17 protein-coding genes are annotated in these 14,495 nt (G+C 43.1%); 15 read left to right on the top strand and 2 right to left on the bottom strand.

Features of this window, described 5'->3' with window-relative positions:
* The first annotated feature begins 62 nt into the window (after positions 1–62).
* From nifK to ACVFI8_RS01295, 7 genes are all read left to right on the top strand, one after another.
* Positions 63–1,634 carry a nitrogenase molybdenum-iron protein subunit beta gene (nifK, locus tag ACVFI8_RS01325; protein ID WP_457872814.1) on the top strand — a complete coding sequence of 524 codons (1,572 nt, stop codon included), beginning with the start codon at positions 63–65 and terminating at the stop codon, positions 1,632–1,634.
* Positions 1,635–1,702: 68 nt separating this feature from the next.
* Entirely contained in the window at positions 1,703–1,915 is a 213-nt protein-coding gene (gene nifT, locus ACVFI8_RS01320; protein WP_248715235.1) for a putative nitrogen fixation protein NifT, read from the top strand.
* 47 nt (positions 1,916–1,962) lie between these two features.
* Positions 1,963–2,664: a NifB/NifX family molybdenum-iron cluster-binding protein gene (locus tag ACVFI8_RS01315; RefSeq protein WP_457872813.1), complete on the top strand. Its 702-nt coding sequence runs from the start codon at positions 1,963–1,965 to the stop codon at positions 2,662–2,664.
* A complete protein-coding gene (locus ACVFI8_RS01310) occupies positions 2,652–3,080 on the top strand; it encodes a hypothetical protein (protein WP_457872812.1) in 429 nt (142 codons plus the stop codon). The genes ACVFI8_RS01315 and ACVFI8_RS01310 overlap by 13 nt, the downstream gene beginning before the upstream one ends.
* 126 nt (positions 3,081–3,206) lie before the next feature.
* Positions 3,207–4,157: a homocysteine S-methyltransferase family protein gene (locus tag ACVFI8_RS01305; protein ID WP_457872811.1), complete on the top strand. Its 951-nt coding sequence runs from the start codon at positions 3,207–3,209 to the stop codon at positions 4,155–4,157.
* Positions 4,158–4,221: 64 nt separating this feature from the next.
* On the top strand, positions 4,222–5,049 hold the full coding sequence (locus ACVFI8_RS01300) for a phosphotransferase family protein (protein WP_457872810.1): 828 nt from the start codon (positions 4,222–4,224) through the stop codon (positions 5,047–5,049).
* 384 nt (positions 5,050–5,433) lie between these two features.
* The gene (locus tag ACVFI8_RS01295) at positions 5,434–6,492 is read left to right on the top strand and encodes an acyltransferase family protein (RefSeq protein ID WP_457872809.1); all 1,059 of its coding nucleotides are present in this window, start codon (positions 5,434–5,436) and stop codon (positions 6,490–6,492) included.
* A 27-nt stretch (positions 6,493–6,519) separates the two neighbouring features.
* Here ACVFI8_RS01295 and ACVFI8_RS01290 read toward each other — a convergent pair whose 3' ends face one another.
* Together ACVFI8_RS01290 and ACVFI8_RS01285 are read right to left on the bottom strand one after the other, a co-directional pair.
* Positions 6,520–6,789 carry a hypothetical protein gene (locus ACVFI8_RS01290; protein ID WP_248715241.1) on the bottom strand — a complete coding sequence of 90 codons (270 nt, stop codon included), beginning with the start codon at positions 6,787–6,789 and terminating at the stop codon, positions 6,520–6,522.
* 76 nt (positions 6,790–6,865) lie between these two features.
* The gene (locus ACVFI8_RS01285) at positions 6,866–8,065 is read right to left on the bottom strand and encodes a multidrug effflux MFS transporter (RefSeq protein ID WP_457872808.1); all 1,200 of its coding nucleotides are present in this window, start codon (positions 8,063–8,065) and stop codon (positions 6,866–6,868) included.
* A gap of 95 nt (positions 8,066–8,160) precedes the next feature.
* Here ACVFI8_RS01285 and ACVFI8_RS01280 point away from each other — a divergent pair, with 95 nt between their 5' ends.
* The 8 genes from ACVFI8_RS01280 to ACVFI8_RS01245 all read left to right on the top strand — a co-directional run bounded on the left by ACVFI8_RS01280 (position 8,161) and on the right by ACVFI8_RS01245 (position 14,405).
* On the top strand, positions 8,161–8,646 hold the full coding sequence (locus ACVFI8_RS01280) for a MarR family winged helix-turn-helix transcriptional regulator (protein WP_457872807.1): 486 nt from the start codon (positions 8,161–8,163) through the stop codon (positions 8,644–8,646).
* A 235-nt stretch (positions 8,647–8,881) separates the two neighbouring features.
* Positions 8,882–9,970 (top strand): sensor domain-containing diguanylate cyclase, encoded by a 1,089-nt coding sequence (locus tag ACVFI8_RS01275; RefSeq protein WP_457872806.1) that lies wholly within the window; start codon positions 8,882–8,884, stop codon positions 9,968–9,970.
* Positions 9,971–10,480: 510 nt separating this feature from the next.
* Positions 10,481–11,278 carry a hypothetical protein gene (locus ACVFI8_RS01270; protein ID WP_248715245.1) on the top strand — a complete coding sequence of 266 codons (798 nt, stop codon included), beginning with the start codon at positions 10,481–10,483 and terminating at the stop codon, positions 11,276–11,278.
* Between the two features lie 159 nt (positions 11,279–11,437).
* Positions 11,438–11,608 carry a hypothetical protein gene (locus tag ACVFI8_RS01265; protein ID WP_457872805.1) on the top strand — a complete coding sequence of 57 codons (171 nt, stop codon included), beginning with the start codon at positions 11,438–11,440 and terminating at the stop codon, positions 11,606–11,608.
* Positions 11,609–11,928: 320 nt separating this feature from the next.
* Positions 11,929–12,312 (top strand): hypothetical protein, encoded by a 384-nt coding sequence (locus ACVFI8_RS01260; protein WP_457872804.1) that lies wholly within the window; start codon positions 11,929–11,931, stop codon positions 12,310–12,312.
* Positions 12,313–12,421: 109 nt separating this feature from the next.
* Positions 12,422–13,099: a hypothetical protein gene (locus ACVFI8_RS01255; protein WP_248715248.1), complete on the top strand. Its 678-nt coding sequence runs from the start codon at positions 12,422–12,424 to the stop codon at positions 13,097–13,099.
* A gap of 207 nt (positions 13,100–13,306) precedes the next feature.
* Entirely contained in the window at positions 13,307–13,939 is a 633-nt protein-coding gene (locus ACVFI8_RS01250; protein WP_457872803.1) for a GyrI-like domain-containing protein, read from the top strand.
* A 70-nt stretch (positions 13,940–14,009) separates the two neighbouring features.
* Positions 14,010–14,405 carry an ACT domain-containing protein gene (locus ACVFI8_RS01245; RefSeq protein ID WP_457872802.1) on the top strand — a complete coding sequence of 132 codons (396 nt, stop codon included), beginning with the start codon at positions 14,010–14,012 and terminating at the stop codon, positions 14,403–14,405.
* The last annotated feature ends 90 nt before the right edge of the window (positions 14,406–14,495 follow it).

Here is a 14,495-nt window from a genome sequence, read left to right as displayed (position 1 = left end):
AGCGCTTAGAAAATTAACTCAATTCGTTGTTCACAGAAGAGTGGCGCGAAAGGAGAAGTAAAATGAGTCAATCAGTAGATGATATCAAACCGGGTTACCCCTTGTTTGAACAGCCAGAATACAAGGATATGATGGCCCGTAAACGCGCTGAGCATGAAGAAGGCGCAAGTGACGAAAAAGTGAAAGAAATCTTTGAGTGGACCACCACTGAAGAATACAAAGATCTTAACTTTTCGCGCAAAACATTAACCGTTGATCCGGCTAAAGCTTGTCAGCCTCTTGGCGCGGTATTATGTGGTTTAGGTTTTGAGAAAACCTTACCTTATGTGCACGGTTCTCAAGGCTGTGTAGCCTATTTCAGAACCTATTTTAACCGCCATTTCAAAGAGCCTGTAGCCTGTGTTTCAGATTCTATGACTGAAGATGCAGCGGTATTTGGCGGCCAGAAAAACATGTTTGATGGCTTACAAAACTCACTGGCTTTATACAAGCCAGAGGTTATTGCGGTATCAACCACTTGTATGGCCGAAGTGATTGGCGACGATTTAAATGCCTTTATTGGTAACGCCAAAAAAGACGGCTATATCCCTGAAGATTTACCCACACCGTTTGCTCATACACCAAGTTTTGTGGGCAGCCACGTAACCGGGTGGGATGGCATGTTCGAAGGCTTTGCGAAGTACTTCACGGCCAAAAGCATGGACAATAAAGTCGTCGGCAGCAACGGTAAAATTAACATTGTACCGGGCTTTGAAACCTACCTTGGTAACTACCGTGTTATTCACAAAATGATGCAGCAAATGGATGTTGATTACAGCCTGCTGTGTGACCCATCTGAAGTGTTAGATACACCTGCAGACGGTGAGTACCGCATGTATGCTGGTGGTACGCCAATTGCTGAGATGGAAGATGCGCCTAACGCTATTACAACTATATTGTTGCAACCAGACCAACTGGTTAAAACCAAAAAGTATGTAGAAGGCCAGTGGCAGCACGAGGTTCCCGCGCTAAATATCCCTATGGGATTAGACTGGACCGACGAACTGCTAATTAAAATTTCAGAATTAACCGGTAAAGAGATCCCTGAATCATTAGCTACCGAGCGGGGCCGTTTAGTCGACATGATGACCGACTCTCATACCTGGTTGCATGGGGTGAGCTTTTCTATCTACGGTGATCCTGATTACCTAATGGGCTTAACTAAATTCTTGCAAGAGCTAGGTTGTGAAATTAAACACATCTTATGCAACAACGGCGCTAAGCGCTGGCGTAAGAAAATGGAAGCGCTGATTGCTCAATCACCAACGACTGAAAATGCCGAAATCCATGCCGGTAAAGACTTGTGGCACTTCCGTTCATTGGTATTTACCAATAAGCCAGATTTCATGATTGGTAACTCTTACGGCAAGTTCATTCAGCGTGATACCAAAGCCAAAGGCGACGAGTTTGAAGTACCTTTGATTCGTCTTGGCTTCCCGATCTTTGACCGTCACCATTTACACCGCAATACCACGTTAGGTTACGAAGGCGGCATGTATATGCTAACCACATTAGTGAATGAAGTGTTGGCTAAGCTTGACGACGATACCAGTGAAATGGGTAAAACAGACTACGGCTTTGATTTAGTTCGCTAAAACAATTGTTAACTGTTGTCCAATAAACAAGGCCGAAGCTGTGCTTCGGCCTTACAAGGAATGTGAATATGCCCAATCTAATTATTAGTCGCGAAGCGTCAGGTGCTTTGCAAGCCTATATTGCCAAAAAAGATGTAGAGCTGCCTATCAGCTCTTTACAGTTTGACGAGGCCGAGCAGTGGGGCGGCGATATTGAGTTAAGCGATGGAACAAAATATTACATCGACCCCATTAGCCCTGCGCCAAGTTTGCCAAAAACGGTAAGGGCTCGCAGAGCGTAGTATTCAACCATTTGCTGAATTGACGAGTCGCCAATGAGGAGACAACTATGAGCACAGTAATGAGTGATGACCTTGCCTTACGTGTGGCAATGGCATCTAAAGCCATCCCAGAACTTGCCTTGCAAGATTTTGTAAACTTATTGGTAAAGCAATGTGGCGAGCCATTAAGTGAAAAAAAATTTAGAGCGCTAAGCCCTAAAATTCTGCGTGAATTATTACAAAATCCAACGTTGAACATTGATCGCAGCCACATTAATCAAGTACATGCCATTTTAAGCTCTGCTCAATTAAGCCCCATGCAAGCGCCTAAGCTCCCAGAGTCGCGGTTGTGTTTCACTGGGCCGGTGGTTACGTTGGCGGTAAGTTCAAATAATATGGAGCAAATAGACGGCCACTTTGGTTCATGTTTGCGATTTTTGATTTACCAAGTGAGTGCGGCGGGTTATCAGTTGGTTGAGGTGCGGCCAGTAGCCGAGAATCTTACCGGTGATGCTCGTACAAGCTATCTAATTGAACTGATCAACGATTGCCAGCTTCTTGCAACTTTATCGATTGGTGGGCCAGCCGCTGCGAGGGTAAGCCGCGCCGATATTTTGCCCTTAAAGCAAATGACCCCACAGGCGAGCGAGCTTATTCTAGACCGTTTACAAATTGTCATGCTAGCGCCGCCTCGCTGGTTAGAAAAACTGTTAGAGAGACAAGGCGTACTATCAAATGAGCAACAACAGGAGTGTTTATGTCCAGCGTAACCAGTGAATCCACTAAAAGCTGTGGCTGCAAAGGCGAGCAGGCTGCTCATCAACCCAAACATCCGCATCAATGCCAGTGCAGTAGTGATTCAGCCGAACACTCAAAACATAAAGGTCATTGTGGCTGTAAAGGCGAGAGCCAAGCCGGCGAGGTATTAAGCCAAGCGGTCATTGATACCCTAATTAAACAGTTAGCGGAAGCCGAAAGCTTCGACAAAAAAGTTGAGTGCTTTAAAAAGCATCACCCTCAATTTAGGGTGGTGGTTTGCAGCGAAGATGACATGGCAGAACGTGAGCCTTATGCAAAAGCGGCGACATGCGATATTTTCCTCATCGGTAAAGGGGAAGGGTGCGCGAAACTTACCAATGACCTAGACATGGCGATAGGAGTGGTGCTTGCCACACTAGAAGAATAGCCAACAGAAGGCTCTTTCAATACCGGCTTGTGTTCATAAACATAAACACAAGCCGGCAAATCAACTATCTCGTTAAATACTTCCTATACTTGATGCTTAATCAAAATGATTAATCACGAGGCTTAGATGGCAGGCAGATTTACGTTTCCGAGTTATCAGAAGGGGCGGATCTTTCTTTCTGAGGGCGGCACAGAAACAGAACTGATGTATAAACATGGCTTTGAACTGCCGTATTTTGCAATGTTTCCCTTACTTGATAACCCTGTCGCCTTGGTAACACTTAAAGACATGTTTCGACGCTACTTAGACGTAGTGGCTAAACATAAGATGTGCGCATTGATGGGTGGATTAGATTATCGCGCCAGCCCAGACTGGGGTGCGTTACTGGGTTATTCAGCCGCAGGCTTGGCTGAGGCTAACTTGAGTTCTATTGCGTTTTTAAGAGAGCTAGCCGCTGAATATACGTTGGATATTCCAGAAATATTAATACAAGGTTTGCTGGGGCCGCGTGCCGATGCCTATAAGCCAAGCCATGATATGTCAGTAAATGAAGCCGAAGACTATCACTCAGTGCAACTAAATACCTTAAAACAAGCGAAGGTTGATTTAGCCCAAGCTCTCACATTTAGTAGCGTTACTGAGTCAATTGGTGCGGCTAAAGCGGCGGAAAAGCTGGGGGTTCCACTGGCTATTTCTTTTATCTTAAACAGCAGGGGAAAGCTTCAATCGGGGATCGGTCTGGCCGAAGCCATTGGCTTAATCGATAGCCAAACCCACCAATCGCCAGAGTATTATTCAATCAATTGCTCACATCCGCTTGAGTATCAGCCTGCGTTGGTAGAGGGAGAATGGATCCGCAGGTTTCGCGGCGTAAGGCCTAATGCCTCTAAAATGGATAAAATGTCATTGTGCTCGATTGGCCATCTAGAGTCGGGCGACCCAAAAGAAATTGGCCAGTTATGTGGAGAGCTAGCTAAACGTCATCCGCACATGGATATATGGGGGGGCTGCTGTGGAACATGGAGTGACCATTTAGATGAAATGGCAAAGGGCATTGTGGCGTCGCGCAGCAATTAACTTTGTGTAAAACCAAGCATATTGATAACCTTGTTTTTAACTGCCTGTAACCAAAGCACACACCATGATTAATTTAGATGGCCTACAGCAGATAGGCAGCGGCGCTACCGCCGATGTGTATCTCTACCAACAAACCAAAGTCATAAAATTATTTAGCAATAATTACAGCCTAGACGCTGTGAATTATGAAGCGAGTATTGCCAAATCTGTCAGCGCTTCGGCCATTGCTGCTCCCAAATACCATGAAATAGTCAGCATTGGTGACCGAAGCGGGATAGTGTATGACTATGTACCGGGGGAAATACTGATTAATCAATTATTGGCCAAACCCTCTCGGTCAATATCTATCATTAAACGCCTAGCTAGGGCGCAAGCGATGCTTAATGCTAAGTCTATCGACGGCTTGCCCAAGCAAGCCGAGCGGCTTTCTAGCTTGATAAAACGTACTGACCAGATCCCTGAGTATCAGGCTCAAATTTTACGCGCGGTTAGCCAGCTCGCTTCAGCTGAACGGGTGTGTCATGGTGATTTTCACGTAGGCAACATTATTAGCCATCAACAGGACTTTATCGTGATTGATTGGATGAATGCCTACTCAGGAAATGCTGAAGGCGACTTATTAAGAACTTATTTAATGCTGATTACCCCTTTTATCCCCTTTGAGATGAACCCATTGAAGAAAGTGGGCTTTATAGCTTATAAGCGGCTTTTAGCCTCCCTCTACCTTAGGGAGTACTTAAAGGCATCGGGAATCAGCAAGCATAGCTTAAGAAAATGGTGGCCGATAATTGCAGCGGCAAGGTTGTCAGATGAGGTACCGAAAGAAGCTCCGTGGCTAAAGAAGATAATAAAAAAGCACCTCAAGTATCTTAGCGTAACGAATCATCGTTAGTCACTTAGCTGCCGTAAGCCTATCGTTGCTCCTGGCCTCCCATAGCTTTGCTCAACATACTTAGTTAAATAGTATGGAATAGCGCTGTGTATTGTTTTCTCCTTGTTGTGCGCGACCTTAGGTTGAGTGTTTGTTAACCACATGTGTGCTTGTTGTGATCTTGTCGCGGTGTATTTGCAAGCTGGCGCACACTTACAATAATGTATAAATTTTGTACAGCTTGTTGCTCTGTTGATAGCGATTTCCTTACCTATAGTGTTCAAAGACAATAGGGTTATTTAGTAAGCAATTAACTGTTTTTCTTTGCACTATCTACCCTTGCTGATTCCGAATCGGCGAACACGCGTTTGTGTTTGTTGATGAGTATTCTTTAGGTTGATGATAATGGCCAGCAGAGTAGAGTGTATTGACATCGCGAAGGGGATTTCAATTTCTTTAGTGGTGTTTCACCATAGCCAAATTCATAGTGCTTTACCGAATTTTATTGATTCATTATCACTGTTTAGGATGCCGCTTTTCTTTTTTTTGTCAGGCGTGTTTTTTTCTACCCGTTCACGCTTAAGTCATTTTATTTTGAAGAAAGCGGAAGCTCTACTTAAGCCTTACTTTTTTGTGTTGTTGATTTTGCTAGTGGTGTCATTTTTAGCCAAAGAAGATGCTCTTATTTGGCAACTTAAAGGCATTTTTTATGCCACTGGAGACACCATAGAGTGGACGCCTATGTGGTTTTTACCCCATTTATTCCTTTTGTATCTAATGGCATATTGCTTGGTACGTTATGGCAAATTATGTTCGTTAAGGTTGCCCACAACCTTAATACTACTAATTAGTTTTTTCAGTGTTGGTGTGTGGGGGCTTGACGCATTTTGGTATACCCCCATGCTTATATTTGGTGGTTCGGTGTTGCTCCCTGGTTTGCCTTTTTCTCTGGATGTTGCTCCTATCACCGTCGCGTATTTCATTTTAGGCTACATCTTTAGAAATAGAGTGGTGAGTTTTCGGCCAAATGTATTCTATGTTTTGTTATCTATAGCGGGCTTTTTTACGGTGGCACTGTTTACTTCGGCACATATCGATTTTAACCATCGATTACTGGTAAACCCAATCGCTAGCTGCTTAGGTAGTTTATGCGGTATATATATGGCTTTGTGTTTGTCGATATTGCTGGCAAAGTCAGCGTGCTTGAGAAGCACTTTTACACGATTGGGGGCATCCAGTTTGTATATTCTGATTTTCCACTTTTTCATTTTGATTCATCTTCACCATTTTGTGGTGAGTCTATTTCCTTTTAGTGATTATGTGGTGCTGTTCTCGATAATTGAAGTGTCTTTAGCGATTTTGGCCTCACTGACAATAAAAACGCTGATAGAAAAAAACAGCTATTTGGAGATTTTTTTTAAACCAGTAAAAGCGCGACCACTTGATCAGCATGCTAAGAGTTAACACCCCTAAAATAGGTTGCTACCTCGCTCATTTGATAAGCATTTTTGGGTGTTGTAGGCGACAAGCGACCGGCTGAGTAGAACCGTCCCATTTTAGTAATTCTCCCTTTCTTTTTGGGTCTGGCCATAACTCACCAGTTTTGTTGCAAAAGGCGCACTCAACCCCTAATACGCCACCCAGTCTACCTAAGTCACAAATAACGTGGCTTAGATAAACGTGGTGAGAATGGCACTCTGGGCAGGTGGCTACTAGCCGACAGCTTTCATCGAATTTGCCTAGGGCAACATCTTGAGCCATGAGCAGATTAAACCTGTATTAATAGCTTTAATATTTAGTCTATGACTCGATGTTTGTTTGTGCAAACTTCAAATCATCAAGAGCTTGCTAAAGGGGCTTGTGCAAGTTGGCTATCGTTTAGCTGGTTAGCTTTAAGGGTGCTTATTAACGCAATGCTCGCTGAGCCCAACATGATCAAGACCATTGGCCATAGGGTGTGTTGAGTAAGCATTGCGGCGATGGCGCTTATTGCCGCGCCAGAGAAAAATTGTAATGCCCCAAGTAATGCCGATGCGGTGCCAGCTCCGCGACCAAAATATTTTAAGAAACAAGCGTTAGAGTTAGACATCGTGCCACCAGTGGCAGCCATACAAATAATAAAGCCGCTGGCAGCAAACCAAAGGTTGTTTGGCGCTAAAATTAGCGCACTAAGCAAGATTAAGCCGCCAAACCATTGTAAACCCAAAAAGCTAACTAAGGCTTTTTCAGGTTCTACACGATTAAGCATATAAGCGTTAAGGCGGTTAATGGTTATTACACCCACAACGTTGGCCAGAAAAAGTATTGAAAAGAGCTGTTCAGACACGCCAAAGTTAACGATGTAAGCAAAGGGGGCATTGGTGATGAAAGTCATTAATACTGCATAGCCAAAAGCATGAGCAATTAAGTAGCCGCGCGCTTGTCGGTTGGCCAGTATGCTGGCAAAACTTACCTTAGTGGCTGAGTGGGTGGGCTGGGTGTGTTTGGGCATTACAAATATCGCCCAAATCGCGACTACAGCGGCCAACAAACCAGAGCTGATAAATATCCAATGCCAGCCAAAGTACTTTAAGATAAGTGTGCCAATGGATGGGGCGACTGAAGGCGCAATCATCATTATCAGCATCACTAACGAAAAGATCTTAGCGGCTTCTTTGCCTTTAGCGTTGTCGCGAATAGTTGCTGGAACACCTACAACAGCAATGCCCCCACCAATAGACTGTAAACAACGCCACAACCAAAAGTACGCTAAGTTATTAGCTAGCGCCAAAAACACGCTACATACCGCAAAGATACTTAAGCCCATCACCATTACTGGTTTGCGGCCGTATTTGTCTGATAGGGGGCCTCCAATTAATTGACCCAGCGCCATACCAAATACATACAAACTCACTGTCATTGAAATCATCGAGGTATTTACCGAAAAATCTTCAGCTATAAGCGGAATGGCCGGTAAGTAACTATCGATAGCAAAAGGGGTCATGGCGAAGACCGCGGCAAGCATAAACACGAGCTTTTTGGAGATGAGTTGTTGCATAAATAACCTTATTTAATCTTTCTGGAAAGATAATAGCTAGTATTTAGCTTTCTAGCAAGATATATTGGAGAGGCATTTACTCAATGAGGATACCCATGGCCCAACAGCAAAGCGTCGACCACATATTGCACTCAACCAAATTAAATTGGCCAGAGGCCTACCAAGGTATTTCTTCGATTATTTTGCGTACTGTGCGTGCCAACGCCAAGTTTGTTACCCTTTTAGAGTCGGTTATTGGCCAGTATGGTCTCCAGGGGGCGGATTTTGGGGTATTGGTAACACTACGTCGTCATCCTGCGCCTTATTGCTTGTCACCTACCGAGCTATACAGCGCAATGTTGTTTAGTTCTGGTGGATTAACCAAGGTGCTCACTCGAATCACTAACGCAGGTTTAGTAGAGCGAATAAACAACCCAGACGATAAACGCAGCAAGCTTGTACGCTTAACCGAGCAGGGCAAGGTACTCATTGAGCAAGTAACCCTAGAACTTCATGAGCAAGAGCAAGCCACACTGTCGGTGCTTAGCCAGCAAGAACAGCAACAACTTGACCAACTTTTACGCAAACTAGCAGGCAGTTAAATCAGGCTAGTTTAGGCACTTTGTATCGATGCTTTATCTAAACCCGTTAATTGTGTTGTGAAGGTCTTAATCAAGGTCTGTTATAGCGCTTTAAACTAAACATAAAATAAAAAAGATAAAACAAAAGTGAAAGGTATCGGGTTTATAAGGTTTATGTTAGTTAGCTTATTGTTAGTAAGGATTTTTTTATCTATTCTTTAGTGAGAATGCCTAGAGTAAATAGAAAGGAATACTAATGTCTGTCACCTGTGATGTCACTCCTAACACCAGTAGTGAACAAGTCATTAGGCGCTTGTATCAAATTACCAATGCTCACAACCAAGGTTTTGAAGCCCAGCTTTTGGAGTTACTAAAAATGGGTTTGGAGCGCTTTAATCTAGATATTGGTATTTTGTCTAGAATTCAGGGCAACGAATATGTAGTAAAGCACTGTGTCACTCCTGAAGGGGTTGAACTGCACGCTGGCGATAGCTTTACCTTAGATACCACTTATTGCGGAATTACGTGTGAAGCCAGTGCGCCAGTTGCGCTGGAGTATATTGGCGAAAATGACATTTATGCTAGCCATCCGGCTTATAAGGCCTTTGGTTTAGAGTCGTATATCGGTATGCCGATCCGTTTAAATGGCAAGCTTTACGGCACCTTAAATTTTTCAAGCCCTCATCCATACCCGCGTCACTTTCAAGAAATAGACATTGATGCTTTGCAATTGATGGCGTCATGGATAGAAGTAGAACTGATCCGCCGCCAACAAGAACAGCAGCTAAATCGCTTAAATGAAAAGTTAAAGCACTTAGCTAATTATGACAGCCTTACTGATATTCCTAATCGTCGCGGTATGTACCGCAAGCTCAAAAAGAGTATCAACCAGCTGATTAGAACTCAGGGCCATGGCACCTTAGCTATTGTCGACATCGACCATTTTAAAAAGCTTAATGATACCTACGGCCATCAATTAGGTGACAAAGCCTTGGTAGAAACTGCAAATAAAATCTCAGCCTCTATTCGAGACTATGACTTTGTAGCACGGCTTGGCGGAGAAGAATTTTTAATCTGGCTACCTAACAGTAACCAACAAGGTTGCGCTGCAGTATTTAGCCGAGTAATGAAAGCCATCGGCAGTATATCGTTAACAGCAGAACCGATTACTGTTTCAATTGGCGCTTATCACCTAGCGTTTAATGATGTTCAGTTGCCTGATGATTTTGAAATGCTTGCCGATCGCATGATAGCCCTAGCCGACGAAGCGCTTTACCAAGCGAAAGAAACCGGACGCAATAAAGTGATAAGCCGCACCGGTCTGATTGAAGAACTACATCGCTAGTCGCTAAACCGATAAGAAAGCCATCGAATTAATCGATGACCCGCCGAAACCAAGGACCTAAAGCTAAATGCCTAAACCTTTAGACGGTGCTTTTTTGGCGGCCTTAACGGCTTTCTTCTCTTTTGCGGTTAATAGCGGTTTCTTTTTAGCGTTCTTCTTACTGTCTTGTCCTTTACTCATGATACTTTCCTTTTGAGCTAAGCACTAATGCCTGAGGTAGGAGGGGACCCAACCCTAGGGCGAGTTAGGCAATAGCTGGTTTATACAAATAATTAAGCCAATGCGTAACCTTTCCAGTATGGCCCTTTCGTGGGGCAATAGATATAGTCAGCCAACAATAGTGGGTCAGCAGGGGAAAAGAGAGACCTAGGGTGTTTAACCGATGTCTATTTTTAGCGATAAAGGTCTACTCTGTTTATGACTAAATTATCATTTTTGTTCCTATCTAGCTGAAATGGTATATGTCTGGTGTTATTGTGCTTCTCGTTTATAACAGGGAGCTAATAACAGATGGTTAGCACCATAGTTATCTTTATAGGGAAGTGGTCTGATTATATGGAGCTTGGTTTGGGCAAGATAGTGAGTTGTTTGGTTTTGAGTGTCGTCCTTTTAGCTTGCCAGTCTACCGTTGAGCACAATATCACCGAACGAAAGCCTGATTTTAATACGCTTTATGAAAAGGCCCAAAGTGATAAACAAGCTCAAATTGATTTAGTTGAATTAGTCATTCAAGAGCCTGAATGGGCAAATTCGTTCCTTTATTTTTTAGCTTCAAACTATGCAATTTCACTCGACAGAGTTGAAGATGCTGGCTTCCTTTTCTTTGCTGGGCAAGCGCGAGGAGCCATTGAGTTATATATGCATCCGGCACCGCCAGGAGGTGCTGGTTCGGCATTAGGCGCACTAAGGCACACTATTGGTTCTGTAGTAAATCCAGCCATAATGCAGCCTCGTGTTTACTCTAATATCGTGAGCCGTTTTGATACTTGGGAAGTCATCCCCCATCCTAATTATGACTTCCCATGGGATAAAACTAACAATCAGAAATCAGCTAAAGAGTTAGCCCACAAAGGTAGTGAGATAAAGTCTTCAATGTTGACTCACATGAAGCCTATGGCTGATTTATTAAGTATTCCTGAGTACTACAAAGCTTTTAAGACGATACAGGATTACAACTTAACCTTAAGCTACGAACAACAAACAGACCCTCAATTTTTAGAAGCATTCAATGACGCTAAGAATGTCATCGTTACTATTGAAAAGTCTAAAGGTTACGATATTTTAAAGTCTCGTTTTGATAAAGCATAACGAATGTGGATAGGGTGTCTTGCAGCCAGCGAGACTAGAAACTAGCGCTGCTGAATAGGCTCTGTTTCTGGCGATTAAGCCGATCATTGAAAGACCGATTGATAGCGCTCTCAACATGACATTTAGTTAAGCGTGTTACCCGCATATCAAGGAAGATGAATGAAGTTATATATAACAGCCATGGCCTTAATGCTGGCAGGCTGCGCAACTAACGATAAAGTGGCCGTTAATGGCAATCTAGCTGAAGCTGACCCAGCCCCTAAAATCGAAAAGAACGGGTTAGCCAAGCGCCTTTTAATATCTCTTCGATTATCATTCATCAGGCTTTAGCCTCTTATGAAACTAATTATCTAGATGCCACCTCACATAAAGCTTTTACACAATCAGACAGTGGCGCATGGAGCTGAAAAATAAAATAGAACATCTAAGCAGCATGCAATAAATAGCGCTTTAATCGGATGTAAAGTTAACAATAAAAAAAGTGAGAGTATCTCTCCTTGTAAAGTGATCAATGTAGACGGCGCCTAGGCTAAATAATAGCTAACTACCATTGCCGCTACCGCCACGAAGTTAACAGCATCATAAGGGTTGAAAATAGCATGCTCCACGGGCCTATTTGGCGGTTACATCTATAAGCAAAGGGTTGATTAATGTTTAAAAAAGCAGTGCTATATCTTGAAGTTCGTAAAGGCAGTATTAAAGCGACTGAGCTTAACTCGGGCAAAACGCTTACCCACAGCAGTGACGCGTTCGCTCATCCAAGAAGCCTGATTGGAGACTTCTTTGCTGTAGAGCGTTGCTTCACCAGCATTGTAAACGATTTAGCCCCAAAAACTTTTCTCAGTGGCCCCACAACGATAGTGGTTCATCTACTTGAAAACGCCGAGGGTGGCTTTACCAATGTAGAGGTACGTGCATTTAAAGAAGCCGCTTTAAGTGCCGGGGGGCAGGTGGTTACGTTTCCAAGCAGTGAGGCCTTGTTAACTAAAGAACAGTTAATCACTGGGGCGTTTGCACAGTTAGACAGCATCTAAAAGACTATCTCCGCGATGGGCTGAGTGGCCAGTAGTGAAGAATTGATAATCATGTACTTTGCTGCGCAGCGGCTTAGTTCACAAGAAATATTTATTTTTAAGGATAACCATGAAATTGAAAATACTAATCCCATTTATTACCTTACTCAGCATTGCAGGATGTAATGTTAGTGATCAGTTAAAATCAGAAGAATCGCTTTGTGGAGACCTCAGTTCTTTGCCTACTGAGTTTGATATCACCGATGCTAATATAGAGGTACTGATGGCACCTGAGCCGTCAACCTACCCTGATATGGCTATGGGTAATAGTTATAGTGAAAGTACTGAAGTTGAATATAGCGATATTGTTTTCTCAATCAATTCTGAAGTCGAGCTTATTGCCCTAACAAAACCAACGTCTCAGCCCTTTTCTTTTGCACTAGTGAGCAAAGCTTATGCCTGCTCGCCAGCGTTACCAAGCACCAATGAAAAGATAGTCGACATTAAGATTACTTCATCAACTGCTTTTGATAGCGATCTCGCTAGCGGAGACTCTCTGAAGTCTAAATTTATTGTAAGTTTTGCTGACTCTGAAACCCGATTTTATAATTATGTCGATGATGGGGTGGAATATTACTCTTTAAACCAATATTTAGAACAAGATGATGTTCATGCTGGTAATGTTGTTCAGCTTAAATTGGCTGAAGCGCCCGAATTTTCGGGCAGTTACGTTTTCTTTATCGAGCTAAGCTTAGATAGCGGCGAGGTGTTTATGTTAGAAACACCTGAAATTAGCTTCACAATGTAAACCCCAATCTGAATAGCTGTTGCTTAGGCGACAGCTGTTTTGAAGTTTACTCGCTGTGTGATTTTTAATAAGAGAGTTTAGCTAAGTTTTACTAAGATACTGAATAGTTAGGGTGTTATTGCGCATACTCTGGCGTATCACGACAGTTTTATCCTATAACTGTGAGTTACTATATACAATTATCAGCGCAACACTGAAAGGTTACGTATGCAGCTTAAACATGAATGGCGTAAAACAGAAAAGGCCCTTTATCTCCCTAAAAATAAGCCTGAAGTAGTGAATGTTCCCGAGTTTACATTTATTACCATCAGCGGTGAAGGTAGTCCAGCCAATAGCCAGTTTAGCGATAGGATTGGCGCATTATACTCACTAGCTTATACCCTGAAAATGATGCCCAAGAAGATGGCTGAACCACCAAAAGGCTATAGCGATTTTACGGTTTACCCTTTAGAGGGGGTATGGGATATTAATGATCAGGCAAAGGCGACATTTGACGGTACCGTAAATAAACAAGACTTTGTTTATAAATTGATGATCCGCCAGCCTGATTTTGTAGACCAAAATTTCTATTCCGAAATGCTTGAGCTTGCCAAGTTGAAGACCAACAATCCGTTGTTAGATCAATTGAGCTTTGAAAGCTTTGTTGAAGGATTATCTGTTCAGATGCTACATTTAGGGCGGTTTGAAGATGAACCGTTAAGTTTCGGAAAAATGGAACAGTTTGCCGATGAGCAAGGCCTTACCCGTTTATCAAAGGTGCATCGTGAAATATATCTCTCAGATGCTCGAAAAGTGCAGCCTGAGAAGCTCAAAACGGTATTAAGGTTTCAGGTACAGTGACTAAAAACACGAGTGACGCTTAAGCTGAAAGTTAAGGTAAACATCAACATCAACAACAAGGAAAATTCGCATGGCCGGAATGACAGACTTAGAGGCCTTATTGAAGTCGATGCAGCCACAATTGCTCGAACCTGAATTTGTGTTTTGTACGGTGGCGGGTTCGTTAGTTGATTATATTTCACTTAAACCGCTAGCAACGTTTATTGAGGCGGAAGGTTTAACCTTGGTGTTGGACAAAACGGCTGCTCAACATGCCGGTTTGCCGTTTGAAGCTTCGTTTCGTCAAATAACCTTAACGGTCCACTCAAGTCTTGAAGCTGTGGGCTTAACTGCTGCGGTGTCTGCTAAGTTGGCTGCAAATGGGATCAGCGCTAATGTTATTGCCGCTTATTATCATGACCATATCTTTGTGCAATCGGCTAAGGCTGAGCAAGCGCTGGCAGCCTTACTAACGTTTAGCGAATAAGCCTTAACGTTACCACCGGCAACTATCCATAGTACTGTGTATCTATCACCTATTTGGCGGCTTAAGGCTGAGCAAATAGCATTAAAAAAA

The sequence above is a fragment of the Agarivorans sp. MS3-6 genome, from assembly GCF_054112545.1.
The sequence above is the reverse complement of the archived record's forward strand: the minus strand, read 5'-3'. Positions and strand labels throughout refer to the sequence as shown.

What these genes read in the sequence shown, in the direction of transcription:
- nifK (WP_457872814.1), top strand. Translation starts at nt 63, where the DNA reads ATGAGTCAATCAGTAGATGATATCAAACCGGGTTACCCCTTGTTTGAA.
- nifT (WP_248715235.1), top strand. Translation starts at nt 1,703, where the DNA reads ATGCCCAATCTAATTATTAGTCGCGAAGCGTCAGGTGCTTTGCAAGCC.
- ACVFI8_RS01315 (WP_457872813.1), top strand. Translation starts at nt 1,963, where the DNA reads ATGAGCACAGTAATGAGTGATGACCTTGCCTTACGTGTGGCAATGGCA.
- ACVFI8_RS01310 (WP_457872812.1), top strand. Translation starts at nt 2,652, where the DNA reads ATGTCCAGCGTAACCAGTGAATCCACTAAAAGCTGTGGCTGCAAAGGC.
- ACVFI8_RS01305 (WP_457872811.1), top strand. Translation starts at nt 3,207, where the DNA reads ATGGCAGGCAGATTTACGTTTCCGAGTTATCAGAAGGGGCGGATCTTT.
- ACVFI8_RS01300 (WP_457872810.1), top strand. Translation starts at nt 4,222, where the DNA reads ATGATTAATTTAGATGGCCTACAGCAGATAGGCAGCGGCGCTACCGCC.
- ACVFI8_RS01295 (WP_457872809.1), top strand. Translation starts at nt 5,434, where the DNA reads ATGGCCAGCAGAGTAGAGTGTATTGACATCGCGAAGGGGATTTCAATT.
- ACVFI8_RS01290 (WP_248715241.1), bottom strand. Translation starts at nt 6,789, where the DNA reads ATGGCTCAAGATGTTGCCCTAGGCAAATTCGATGAAAGCTGTCGGCTA.
- ACVFI8_RS01285 (WP_457872808.1), bottom strand. Translation starts at nt 8,065, where the DNA reads ATGCAACAACTCATCTCCAAAAAGCTCGTGTTTATGCTTGCCGCGGTC.
- ACVFI8_RS01280 (WP_457872807.1), top strand. Translation starts at nt 8,161, where the DNA reads ATGGCCCAACAGCAAAGCGTCGACCACATATTGCACTCAACCAAATTA.
- ACVFI8_RS01275 (WP_457872806.1), top strand. Translation starts at nt 8,882, where the DNA reads ATGTCTGTCACCTGTGATGTCACTCCTAACACCAGTAGTGAACAAGTC.
- ACVFI8_RS01270 (WP_248715245.1), top strand. Translation starts at nt 10,481, where the DNA reads ATGGTTAGCACCATAGTTATCTTTATAGGGAAGTGGTCTGATTATATG.
- ACVFI8_RS01265 (WP_457872805.1), top strand. Translation starts at nt 11,438, where the DNA reads ATGAAGTTATATATAACAGCCATGGCCTTAATGCTGGCAGGCTGCGCA.
- ACVFI8_RS01260 (WP_457872804.1), top strand. Translation starts at nt 11,929, where the DNA reads ATGTTTAAAAAAGCAGTGCTATATCTTGAAGTTCGTAAAGGCAGTATT.
- ACVFI8_RS01255 (WP_248715248.1), top strand. Translation starts at nt 12,422, where the DNA reads ATGAAATTGAAAATACTAATCCCATTTATTACCTTACTCAGCATTGCA.
- ACVFI8_RS01250 (WP_457872803.1), top strand. Translation starts at nt 13,307, where the DNA reads ATGCAGCTTAAACATGAATGGCGTAAAACAGAAAAGGCCCTTTATCTC.
- ACVFI8_RS01245 (WP_457872802.1), top strand. Translation starts at nt 14,010, where the DNA reads ATGGCCGGAATGACAGACTTAGAGGCCTTATTGAAGTCGATGCAGCCA.